This window comes from Duganella sp., from assembly GCF_039595735.1.
In the GTDB taxonomy this organism is placed as follows: domain Bacteria; phylum Pseudomonadota; class Gammaproteobacteria; order Burkholderiales; family Burkholderiaceae_D; genus Rugamonas.
In genome coordinates, this window is the sequence record NZ_JBCNLB010000041.1 from 1 (window position 1) to 11155 (window position 11155).

9 protein-coding genes and 1 pseudogene are annotated in these 11155 nt (G+C 63.5%); 5 read left to right on the forward strand and 5 right to left on the reverse strand.

Going from position 1 to position 11155, the window contains the following annotated elements; all coding sequences use genetic code 11:
• Positions 1-695 (forward strand): annotated as a pseudogene (locus tag ABDW57_RS27995) (DNA-directed RNA polymerase subunit beta'); the annotation flags it as partial.
• A gap of 59 nt (positions 696-754) precedes the next feature.
• Here ABDW57_RS27995 and ABDW57_RS28000 read toward each other — a convergent pair.
• Positions 755-1861, reverse strand: a complete 1107-nt coding sequence (locus ABDW57_RS28000) for a GDSL-type esterase/lipase family protein (protein WP_343733420.1) — start codon at positions 1859-1861, stop codon at positions 755-757.
• Between the two features lie 99 nt (positions 1862-1960).
• On the opposite strand from ABDW57_RS28000, the gene ABDW57_RS28005 reads away from it, so the two are divergent.
• The gene (locus ABDW57_RS28005; protein WP_343733421.1) at positions 1961-2620 is read left to right on the forward strand and encodes an ArsR family transcriptional regulator; all 660 of its coding nucleotides are present in this window, start codon (positions 1961-1963) and stop codon (positions 2618-2620) included.
• On the opposite strand, the gene ABDW57_RS28010 is transcribed toward ABDW57_RS28005, so the two are convergent.
• On the reverse strand, positions 2601-3953 hold the full coding sequence (locus tag ABDW57_RS28010; protein ID WP_343733422.1) for an ATP-binding protein: 1353 nt from the start codon (positions 3951-3953) through the stop codon (positions 2601-2603). The genes ABDW57_RS28005 and ABDW57_RS28010 overlap by 20 nt on opposite strands.
• Before the next feature lie 165 nt (positions 3954-4118).
• Between ABDW57_RS28010 and ABDW57_RS28015 the strand changes: the two genes are divergently transcribed.
• Entirely contained in the window at positions 4119-4532 is a 414-nt protein-coding gene (locus ABDW57_RS28015; protein WP_343733423.1) for an acyl-CoA thioesterase, read from the forward strand.
• 28 nt (positions 4533-4560) lie between these two features.
• Here ABDW57_RS28015 and ABDW57_RS28020 read toward each other — a convergent pair whose 3' ends face one another.
• The 3 genes from ABDW57_RS28020 to ABDW57_RS28030 form a co-directional block, all read right to left on the reverse strand.
• Complete coding sequence (locus ABDW57_RS28020; protein ID WP_343733424.1) at positions 4561-6366, reverse strand: DUF885 domain-containing protein; 1806 nt, start codon at positions 6364-6366, stop codon at positions 4561-4563.
• An 83-nt stretch (positions 6367-6449) separates the two neighbouring features.
• Positions 6450-7622: an HPP family protein gene (locus ABDW57_RS28025; RefSeq protein ID WP_343733425.1), complete on the reverse strand. Its 1173-nt coding sequence runs from the start codon at positions 7620-7622 to the stop codon at positions 6450-6452.
• 38 nt (positions 7623-7660) lie between these two features.
• Positions 7661-8137 carry an Lrp/AsnC family transcriptional regulator gene (locus tag ABDW57_RS28030; protein WP_343733426.1) on the reverse strand — a complete coding sequence of 159 codons (477 nt, stop codon included), beginning with the start codon at positions 8135-8137 and terminating at the stop codon, positions 7661-7663.
• A gap of 99 nt (positions 8138-8236) precedes the next feature.
• Between ABDW57_RS28030 and ABDW57_RS28035 the strand changes: the two genes are divergently transcribed.
• Both ABDW57_RS28035 and ABDW57_RS28040 read left to right on the forward strand, forming a co-directional pair.
• Entirely contained in the window at positions 8237-10315 is a 2079-nt protein-coding gene (locus ABDW57_RS28035; RefSeq protein WP_343733427.1) for an aminotransferase class V-fold PLP-dependent enzyme, read from the forward strand.
• A 292-nt stretch (positions 10316-10607) separates the two neighbouring features.
• The coding region (locus ABDW57_RS28040) for a hypothetical protein (protein ID WP_343733428.1) at positions 10608-11155 on the forward strand (548 nt) is incomplete at its 3' end.

An 11155-nucleotide genomic window follows, 5' to 3' on the forward strand; every position in this document is an offset into this window, starting at 1 on the left:
TCACCGACATGGACGGCAACAAGCACGAGTTCCTGATTACCAAGGACAAGCAAGTGCTGGTGCACGACGGCCAGGTGGTGAACAAGGGCGAGATGATCGTGGACGGCCCGGCCGATCCGCAAGACATTCTGCGTCTGCTGGGTATCGAAGCGCTGGCGCGCTACATCGTCGACGAAGTGCAGGACGTGTACCGTCTGCAGGGCGTGAAGATTAACGACAAGCACATCGAGGTGATCGTTCGCCAGATGCTGCGTCGTGTTCAGATCACCAATGCCGGCGACACCAACTACATCGTGGGCGAGCAGGTGGAACGTTCGGAGATGCTGGAAGAAAACGACCGCGTCACCGCGGAAGGCAAGCTGCCAGCCACCTACGAAAACGTGCTGCTGGGTATTACCAAGGCATCGCTGTCGACCGACTCGTTCATCTCGGCCGCATCGTTCCAGGAAACCACCCGCGTGCTGACCGAAGCGGCGATCATGGGCAAACGCGATGGTCTGCGTGGCCTGAAAGAAAACGTGATCGTGGGCCGTCTGATCCCAGGCGGTACCGGTCTGGCCTTCCACCGCGCCCGCAAGGAGAAAGAGCAGTGGGAAGTGGAAGAGCGTCAAGCCCTGCTGGCCGCTGAAAAAGCCGCCATGGCCGGCGCCGACGTCGAAGCCACCGAAACGGCTCCGCACGACGGCGAAGCGTAAGCTTCAGCGTTCCAGACAAAACGGCACCCTCGGGTGCCGTTTTTTTATGCGCCGCCGCTTTATTGCGGCTGTTTGCTGGCCGCCCACAGCTGCGGATGGGCGTCGATGAAGGCGCTCAGGCCGTCGGCGATGGTGCGGTCATCGGCGGCCGAGGGATGCCAATGGCAGCCGCCAAAGGTCAGGCCGGTTACCGGCATGAAATGCACGCGGTCTTCGCCGGCCGCCTTGAGCCGGGCCACCACCTTGCCGACCTGGGCCTGGATTTCGCCGTTGGCGCCGTCGGTGGCCCACAGGATGAAATAGGCGTCTGGGTTACTGGCCCGCAGCGAACGCACGAAATCGACGTAAGCGACCACATAATCGGCTTGCAGCGCTTCGCGGCTTGGCCATTTTTCCCCGGGATTGAGCGGAGTGGAGAAATCGTTGGTGCCCAGTGCAATGACGATCAGCTGCGGGCGCCAGTCGGGCGAGTTGTCGCGCTGCGCCTTGTTGAACAGAATATACGGATAAGCCGTCGGCAACGTATCGGCCGCCAGGCCATTAAAATTGCGCACGACGCCGCGCCCGGAAATCGCCTGAATCCGATAATCAGCGCCATAATGGCGTGCGGTCAGGGCGCCAAATCCCTGTGAGGTATCGGTGGTGGCCCAGACCTGTTGCTCGGTGCAATCACGCGAGGCAGATATATTGCCGTAGCTGACAGTGTGCGAATCCCCGATAAACTCCATCTGGCGCGGACGCCGCGACAGGAGTAATACCTTGGCGCTATTATCGAGCGCAAAACCGCCAAATATATTCGGGCCAGCCTGGCTTTCGGAAATAACCTCGATCCGTATGGTATGCGCGCGGTTATTTAAACCGTTGACCAGAAACCAGCCGGGTTTTGGTTTAATCAGCCTGGTTTTTTCCACTGAATCAACCAGCACCCGCAATATGACGTCACCGGGGCCAATATTGAAATACACCTGACTGCCTTCAAATGCGGCTTCGAAATAAACTCCCGGCCATTGGTATTGATAACCCTGGTCAGCGTGCTTCAGCACGCGGCCGCCGATGGCGACCGGCAGGGTGGTCAGCTTGGCGGGCGCGGCCTCGATCGCCGCGATGTGTGGTTCTTCCGCGATCGCGGCGCTGGCGATCAGTGCGCCGAGCAGCGCGGTCATCATACGTTTCCTCATCCTGCATCTCCTCCGCTAGTGTCGCACGATGTTATCACCGGCTCTGCGCTATGGGAGAGCCGGCGCATGACAGATTGGTAAACATGTGTGAAACATGCCAGTCAACAGTGTGTTCATGCTAAGATTTGGCTCATGATCGCCCAAGCCCTCTTCACTCCCGCCCAGCAGAAACTGCTGGGCTTGCTGTTTGTACGCGTCAATCAAGGATTCCACTTGAATGAGATCATGCGCCTGACCGGCTTGGGCAGCGCCTCGGCGCAGCGCGAGCTGAAGCGGCTGCATGAGTCGGGCGTGATCGTGTCGGAGCGGATCGGCAATGTGCGTCGCTTCAAACCCAACAAGGATTGCATCGTGTTCGGGGAATTGAGCGGGCTGGTGAAGAAAACCTTTGGCCTGGTCAGCGTATTGAATTCGGCGCTGGCGCCGCTGCAACACGTGTTGAATGTGGCCTTTGTGTATGGCGCCACCGCCAAGGAACAGGAAGGCATGGATACGGCAGTGGAATTGCTGCTGATCGGAGATAATACCAGCTACGGTGAGTTATTATCCCGCCTGCCGGTGGCCGAGCGTTTATTACGCCGTAAAATCAATCCCAACCTGTATTCGATTCCCGATTTTAAACGCCGCCTGCGCGAGCAGCAGCCGTTTATTCTTGAAGTGCTGCGAGGCCAAAAGATTTATGTGCTGGGCGATGAAACCGATCTGGAAAAAGTCAGCGGCGAAGATTTTAATCAGCTGGTAGGCTGATTAAGAAGCAGGTATAGCGTCCGGCTTTGGATTCACATTGAATCTTGCCGCCAAAGGCGGTAATCACTTTCTGGCAAAATGCCAATCCCATGCCAGTGCCGCCGGTGCTGTAAAATGGTTCAAATACATGCGGCAATATATCGTCCGGAATGCCCGGTCCGGTATCCATCACCATTAACTGGCGGTCCGCCAGCATAATCTCCACCTCGCCCCTTCCCGCCGATTTAATCGCGTGCAGCGCGTTTTTGAACAGGTTATACAGCACGTACACCAGCAGCACGTCGGAGCCAAAGAAGGTGAAATCCTCGCTGCCGCGCACTTTTACTTTTTCGCGCATGGCGCTTTCAAACGGGTAACTGGCCAGCGCTTCGTCCACGCATTTTTTGATGGAATGGTTGGCAAAGTCGGTGCGCGCCAGCGCGCCCGAGCGGGCCGATGCCAGCATCATGTCGACGATGAAGTTGGAGCGGCTGATCTCGGTTTCGATGTGCTGATGCAGTTGTTGCAGGTATTGTAATTGCGCGCCGGACAGCGTAGACGTGACCAGCTGCTGTTCCACCGCACGCTGGTAGCCGGCCAGCAAGTCCGGCAGACAGCGGCTGAGGATGCGCGACTGGTTGCGGATGGTGGCCAGCGGCGTGCGCATTTCGTGGGCGATGGTGGCCGCCACCTCCAGCGGATCGGCCAGCAGCTTGTAGCGCACCATGGCCTGGGCGATCAGGCCCAGGCTGGCGGCGACAAACAGCACGCCCGGCGGGTAGAACGGCAGGCCGTAGTTGCACAGGTAATCCACCGCGGCGAAAAAGTAGATCAGCAGGCTGACCAGGCAGTAGCGCAGCCGGGTGCGCTCGATCGACACCGCCAACTGCTGGCGGCGGTACAACAGCCACAAGCCGCGGCCAACCACCAGTACCGTTTGCAGCAGGTGCAGCGGGTGCAGCGGTCCGGCCTTGGGATAAAAGCCGAAGAAATAACGGTACAGGCCGGCCAGCAGCCAGTCGCTGGTCAGCAGCAGCACGCCCAGCAGGCCGGCCACGGCATAGGACAGCGCCACCCAGCGCCCCTCGCCGCGCTGGGCAGTCAGTTCGGCAATGAAGTGGTACAGCGTGGTCGGCAGGAACAGGATCAGCAGATAGCCCAGCTTGGCCAGCGACAGGGCGGCGCGGTCATCGTCCATCTGAAACAGGATGGCCCAGGTGAATTGCCAGCAAAACGTGGTGCTGCACAGCAGGAAGAAGGTCAGGCTGATGCGGCTGACGCCGCGCGAGCGCAGCACATAGCCGCCATAGCACAGGAAGAGCAGGGAGACCACGGCTGGCAGGAGGGAATGCATGGCGCTGAGTCCGGGCGAGTTGGGAGGTCACGCCAGTATTGCGCGGGCCGAAGGAGCTCGCTTGTTTATTGCAACGGCCTTTGCGCCAGATCAAACATCTTTCACTGGTTCACCCTTTTAGTGGTCTTGCCCGGCTGTCGGGCAACCAACTTTCAGGAGAATCCCATGCTGATGCAAGTCACCACCCAAACCTTCGTTCACTCCCTGAGCATTTACCTCAAGGATTCCAATGCCTATGGCAACACCTACTTTGCGCGGTACTTTGAATGGCAGGGCATCTGCCGCGAAAAGTGGTTCTTTGAGTGCGTATCGCGCGACATGTTGCAGAAGGAGGGCGTGTTCATCACCAAGCACGCGCAGCAGGACTATTTGCAGGAGACCTTCCCGTTCCAGGAGGTGTCCTGCGAGTTGAATGCATATGACGTGAAGAAGTGCTCGTTTTGGCTGGAGTTCCGCTTTTATGCCGACGGCCGGCCGGTCTCGGTAGGGCGCCAGCAGATCGTGTTTGCCAACCATGCCAGGCAGATCACGGCGCTGCCGGAGGCGGTGATTGCGCGCATCCGGCAGTATGTGAAATAAGCAGGGGCGGGCCGGGCGGCCCGCCTTGTTACTTCTGGGTGGCGATCCAGTGATCGACCTTGGTTTCCAGCAGGGCCAGCGGCACGGTGCCGTCGCCCAGCACCACGGCGTGGAAGGCCGGCAGGCTGAACTTGTCGCCCAGCGCCTGTTCGGCGCGCCTGCGTAGTTCCTGGATCTTCAGCGAGCCGACCTTGTAGCCCAGCGCCTGCCCCGGCCACGCCATGTAGCGCTCGGTCTCGGTCTTGGCCACCACGTCATAGCCCAGCGTATCCTTCATGTACTGGATGCTTTGCTCGCGGGTCCAGCCCTGGGCGTGCATGCCGGTGTCCACCACCAGGCGCACGGCGCGCAGCATTTCATCGTTCAGGTGGCCGAAGTACTGGGCCGGATCGTCAAACAGCCCCATTTCCTTGCCCAGGGTTTCGGCGTACAGCGCCCAGCCTTCGGTGAAGGCATTGTTGCCGCCGAATTTGCGGAAGTTCGGCAGGTTCAGCTCCTGCGTCAGGGCGATGTGGAAGTGGTGGCCCGGCTTGCCCTCGTGCAGGAACAGGGTGGTCATGCCGGTGCTGCCGTACTTGGCCGGATCGTTGACCACCGACCAGAACACGCCCGGACGCGAGCCGTCGGCGGCCGGCGCGGTGTAGTGGTCGGAGGCGGTGGCGCGGCTCAGTTCCGGCTCCAGGCGCAGGTCCAGTTTGGCTTTCGGCAGCAGGGTGAACATCTGCGGCAGCTTGGTGTCCAGCACGTCGCTCAGCTTGTGGTAGACCGCCTGCACCTCGTCCTCGGTCTTGAACGGGTAGAACTTGGGCTGCGCCGCCACCCACCCCGGCAAGCCGGCGGCCGGACCGGTGTAGCCCAGCTTCGGCCCCAGCTTGTCAAACTCGGACTGGATGCGCGCCACTTCTTTCAGGCCGATGGCGTGGATGTCATCCGGTTTGAGCGAGGTGGTCGTGGCGTTGGCGACGCGCGCCTGGTACCAGGCGGCGCCGTCCGGCAGCGCGCCCAGGCCGGTCGAGGTGCGGCAGGCCGGGAGGTATTCTTTTTCCAGGAAGGTCGACAGGCGCTGCAGCGCCGGCATCACCTGGTCGTTGATGGTCTTGCGGTAGGCGGCAGTCAGGCGCTGGCGGTCGGCGGCGGAGAACGAGGCCGGCAGCTTGGTGATGGGCGTGTAGTAGATGCTGGCTTCCGGCGTGGCGCTCACCAGTTTCTGGAATTGCGGCAGGGCCGAGATCATGATGGCCTTGGGCTGCGTCACGCCGCGCTTGATGCCGGCGCGCATATTGGCAATGGCCTGGTCGATCCAGGCCGGCATTTGCGCCACGCGGCTCAGGTAGGCGTCATATTCCTTGACGGTGCCGATCGGCTGCGAGGCTTCGCCGCCCGCGTAGTTGGCCAGGGTGACCGGAATGCTGTCCATCTGGTTGATCGGCAGCAGGTGTTCCGGGAAGCGCTCCATCGCGATCAGGCCGTTGAGCTCGTATTGCAGGATGTCGTAGTTGATGCGGTCGGCGGCGGTCAGCTGCGCGCGCGAAATGGCTTTCAGGCGCAGCGCGAACTGGCGGTACAGCTTGAACTGGGCGGCGCGCCTGGCCGGCGCGATGCTCAGGCCCAGCTGGTCGTCGAAACGGTTGTCGCCGTTTTCGGTGGCGCCGATCGGTTCGAAGCGCGCCACCGCCTCGTAGTATTGGTCGGCGATGGTCAGCAAGGCCTTGTGGGCTGCGTCGGCGACTTCTGCGCTCACCTTGGCGGCCGGCGCTGCGGTGGCGGCGCCAGCGGGAGCAAAGGCCAGCGCGATGGCGGCGGCCAGCGGAGCGAGGAGGGTGCGATACGTCATATTGTCTTCCCGGATAGTAAAAAACTGCCCGCTAGCATAAGCCATCGGGCAATCGCTGCGGAGACAAATTTGTATCAGCGTTTTCACGCCGCGGCTTCCGCGAAGCGGCTTTCGTACAGGGCCGCCACCAGGTCGGATTGGGTGACGATGCCGACAAACCGCTGCTCATGGTCGACGATGGGGATGTGATGGAAGCCCGAGTCCGCCATCAGCGGCACCAGGTCGACGATCGGCGTGTCGACCCGCGCGGTGGTCGGATCGGCGCTCATGATCTGGCCGACCACCTCGGCTTTTTCCGTGTGGCTCATGCCGCTCTTGCGCAGGAAGCGCTGCAGCTGCTGGCGGATGCTGCCATAGTCGTCCAGTCCGCCGTGTTCCAGGAAATCGGTCTGGGTGACGATGCCGATCACGCGGCGCGCGCGGTTCAGCACCGGCAGCGCGGCCACGCGGTGGGCGCGCATCTGCTGCCAGGCTTGTTCCAGCCCGGTGCCGAATTCGGCGCTGACGATGTCGCGCGACATGATGTCGGCGCAGTGGATGATGCCGAAGCGGCGCTGGTAGGCGCGCTGCTCGGTTTGCATGAACAGCGATTCCAGGTCGTCGCGGCTGATGTCGAGCACCTGGTTGTGCTGCTGCAGCACGGCGTCCAGGTCTTCCGGCTTGAAGCCCAGCCGCACGGTCGGCACCGCGTCCTTGGTGGCGTGCGGATTGAGATGCGGATGCTGTTGCTGGTGCGGATAGGGCCGCCCGGTCAGGTTGTTGTAGGTGATGGCCATCAGCACCAGCAGCACCGAGTCGGCCAGCACCGTCATCAGCACGAATTCAAAGCCGGCCGCCTGCACCGCGCTGCCGCCGATGACGGTGGTCAGCGCCACCGCACCGCCGGGCGGGTGCAGGCAACGCAGGATGAACATGGCGGCAATCGCACCGCCGCAAGCGGCCCCGGCCAGCAGCGGCAGCGGCAGGGTGTGGCCCAGCCAGCGCACGCAGGCCGCGCCCACCAGGCCGCTGACGACGTTGCCGCCGATCACAGACCATGGCTGCGCCAGCGGACTGGCCGGCAGCGCAAACAGCAGCACCGACGAGGCGCCGATCGGCGCCACCAGGAACACGGCCGCATGGGTGGATTGCAGCAGCGCCTTGCTGACGATGGCGGTCAGCATGATGCCGAGCAGGGCGCCGGCAGCGGCGCGCAGCTGTTCGCGGCGGTTGGCGGTGGTGGGGCTGGGCAGCCAGCTGGCGAAGAAGGCGCGCATGGGCTTAATCAAGTATTTAAAAGATGCATTATCGCACTTTATTGGTGCGAAAGCAGACCCAGCGGCAGTGAGGTGGTGATCTTGATCTGTTCCATGGAAAACGCCGAGGAGACCCCGGTCAGCTTCACGGATTTGATTAACTTCTTGTAAAAGCGGTCATATCCCTCGATATCCGTGGTAACTACCTTTAACAGATAATCGACATCGCCGCTCATGCGGTGAAATTCCTGCACTTCCGGCAAGGCCGCCACGGCGTCGGCAAAGCGCGCAAACCAGTTTTCATCGTGCTGGGTGATGCGGATGCTGACGAACACCGTCACTGGCAGCCCGACCTTGCGGCGGTTGACGATGGCCACCCGGTGTTCGATGTAGCCGTCCTCCTCCAGCCGGCGCAGCCGCTTCCAGCAGGGGGTGGAGGACAGGCCGACCTGTTCGCTGAGCTGGGCCACCGACAGCGTGCCATCGCGCTGCAGCGCGTCGAGGATGGCGTAATCGTAGCGGTCAAGTTGGTTCATTCTAAGAATGTCGAAAATGAGGAATAAAACATCTACATACTACGCGTTTCAGCGTAATTTTGGTACGTCTATTTCCGCCGCAGTGCGTAAGCTATACGGATGACTACTGAAATCTATCTCGACAGCAACGCGACCAGCGTGGTGCTGCCGGCCGCCCTTGCCGCGGCCACCGACGCCATGGGCCAGCGCTACGGCAATCCGAGCAGCACCCATGCCACCGGCCTGCAGGCCAAAGCCATCCTCGATCAGGCGCGCGCCTGCGCCATGCGCCTGCTGGGCGTGGGCCAGGGCCGGCTGATGTTCAACAGCGGCGCCACCGAAGGCATCCAGACCGCCGTGCTGTCTGCGCTGGTGGCGCTGCGCGAGCGCAGGGACGCCGGCCAGCCCATCGGCACGCTGCTGGTGTACGGCGCCACCGAGCACAAGGCCGTGCCGGAAAGCCTGGCGCACTGGAACCGCCTGCTGGGGCTGAACCTGACCCTGCACAAGCTGCCGGTCGATCATGAGGGCGCCCACAGCCTGCAGGCGCTGCGCGCGATCGCGCCGCAGGCAGCGATGGTCTGCACCATGGCCGCCAACAATGAAACCGGCGTCATCAGCGATCTGGCCGGCATCGCCGCCGCGCTGGCCGGCAGCCAGGCGCTGTGGATGGTGGACTGCGTGCAGGCGCTCGGCAAGCTCAAGCTCGATCTGGCGGCGACCCGCATCGATTACGCCCCGTTCTCCGGGCATAAGCTGTATGCGCCCAAGGGCATCGGCATGCTGTACGTGCGCGCCGGCGCGCCGTTCACGCCGCTGATCATGGGCGGCGGCCAGGAGGGCGGCCAGCGTTCGGGCACCGAGAACATGGCCGGCATCGCCGCGCTGGGCGCGGTGCTGGCCGCGCTGGAACGCGGCGACACCTTCCGCAGCACCGCCGAGCTGTGCGGCTTCCGCGCGCGTCTGGCCGACAGCCTGCGCGCCGCCTTGCCGGGCGTGGTGTTCAACAACCCGTTCGACAAGGCCTTGCCGACCACGCTCAACTTCGCCGTGCCCGGCTTGTCCAGCCGTGAGCTGATGGATGTGTTTGACGCTGCCGACGTGCGCGTCAGCGCCGGCAGCGCCTGCTCCTCGTCCAAGGCCGCGCCCAGCTACGTGCTGGACGCCATGGGGCTGCCGCTGTGGCGCAGCGCCGGCGCCATCCGCATGTCGTTCGGGCCGCTGGTCGATGCGGCCGTCATCGCCGCCGCCTGCGCGCGCATCGAGCGCTGCGGCGCCGCCCTGCGCGCCGCTTGCCTGATTCCGTCCGAGCGCTGCAGCGCGCCGCACGACGGCCTGCTGCAGCTGGGCGTGGAGGGCGCCTGCAGCTGGATGGTGCTGGACGCCGACAGCCGCAGCTGCATCGTCATCGATCCGCTGCCGGACCATGTGGCGCGCATCGAATCCTATGTGCGCTGCCAGAACTACCAGGTGCAGGCGGTGGTCAGCACCTTGCCCAACGCCGGCCGCGCCATGCTGGTGGAGGCGCTGGGACGCCACTTCAACCGCCACGCCGAGGCGGATGACTACGGCTGGCCGCGCCAGGGCGTCCGCATTGCGCTGGCCAATGGCGCCCGCGTGCCGGCGCTGCAACTGGGCGCACAAGTGCTGGCCTGCCTGCCGTGCGGTACCGGCCAGGAACTGCGTGCCTACCTGCTGGGCGTGCCGCACGACGGCGCCCTGCCGGCTGCCGCGGTGCGCTTTGCCTTCAGCGCGCGGCCGGCGCAGCAAGGGCTGGCGCCAGTCAGCGCCGGCCACACCCTGCTGTGCCCGACCCGCGATGAGCACAACCAGTTCTGCACCATTGCTGAACCGGTGGCAACGCAGGCTGCCGAGGCGCAACTCGACAGCGCGGCCCTGGCGGCCTTCCTGCACGCCCATCCGGATGCACTGCTGATCGATGTGCGCGAGCCACATGAATTTGCCGCCACCGTGGCGCCGGCCTGGGCCGGCCGCAGCGTCCACAGCGTGCCGCTCAGCCGTCTGGCCGAGCATGCCAGCGCCTGGCTGCATGCCGAGCCGACGCCGCTGGTGTTCTTCTGCCGCAGCGGCAACCGCAGCCTGAAGGCGGCGCACTGCCTGCGCCGCCTGGGCCATCCCCAGGCCTACAGCCTTAACGGCGGAGTGGCGCTGGCGGCGCCCTTGCCGCTGGCTGCATAAATGTTATAAATCGTTTCCTCTCCTCACTTTTTACGGGCCGCCTGGCGGCCCTTTTTTTATTGTTGAGCTGGTTATGTACGACACCGTACAGTACCGTTCCGTGCGCCACCGTACGATTGCTTGGCCCATAATTTTTCATCGCAGCTTACAAGCGAGGTCCAAGTTGAACAAGTCCAATCCCCTGCTGCCCGAGCTGGTGCTCGGCTTCCGCGAATCGCCCACAGGCTCCCTGCAGTCGGATGAAGAGGACGAAGACCTGCCGCTGCGGGCGGAACTGTTCAGCGCCGCGCAGATGGCGGCGCATGGCAAGACCCTGGCCAGGCATCACGAACTGAGCAAGCGTGGCGGGCGCGACCGCCTGCTGTCGCGGCTGGCGGAAAACGCTGCCGTCATCGACGCCACCTGCGACGAGCTGACCGCCGCCGTCAAGGCCGGGCGCCAGATCACGCCAGCCTCGGAGTGGCTGCTGGATAATTTCTACCTGATCGAAGAACAGATCCGCATCGCCCGCCGCCACCTGCCCAAGGATTACAGCAAGGAATTGCCGCGCCTGGGCAAGGGCGCGCCGGACGGCTGCCCGCGCGTCTACAAGATCGCGCTGGAAATCATTGCGCACGGCGATGGCCGGGTCGATCCGGAATCGCTGTGCCGCTTTGTCGATGCCTACCAGGAAGTGGCCACGCTCAAGCTGGGCGAGCTGTGGGCGATTCCCATCATGCTGCGGCTGGCGCTGATCGAGAACCTGCGCCGCGTGGCCGCGCGCGTGGCCGAGAACCGCATCCAGCGCGACCTGGCCAACACCTGGGCCGACCAGATGACCGAGGTGGCGGAGAAAAATCC

Coding starts and splice junctions, on each gene's coding strand:
- ABDW57_RS28000 (WP_343733420.1), bottom strand. CDS start 1,861: ATGATGACCGCGCTGCTCGGCGCACTGATCGCCAGCGCCGCGATCGCG.
- ABDW57_RS28010 (WP_343733422.1), bottom strand. CDS start 3,953: ATGCATTCCCTCCTGCCAGCCGTGGTCTCCCTGCTCTTCCTGTGCTAT.
- ABDW57_RS28015 (WP_343733423.1), top strand. CDS start 4,119: ATGCTGATGCAAGTCACCACCCAAACCTTCGTTCACTCCCTGAGCATT.
- ABDW57_RS28020 (WP_343733424.1), bottom strand. CDS start 6,366: ATGACGTATCGCACCCTCCTCGCTCCGCTGGCCGCCGCCATCGCGCTG.
- ABDW57_RS28025 (WP_343733425.1), bottom strand. CDS start 7,622: ATGCGCGCCTTCTTCGCCAGCTGGCTGCCCAGCCCCACCACCGCCAAC.
- ABDW57_RS28030 (WP_343733426.1), bottom strand. CDS start 8,137: ATGAACCAACTTGACCGCTACGATTACGCCATCCTCGACGCGCTGCAG.
- ABDW57_RS28035 (WP_343733427.1), top strand. CDS start 8,237: ATGACTACTGAAATCTATCTCGACAGCAACGCGACCAGCGTGGTGCTG.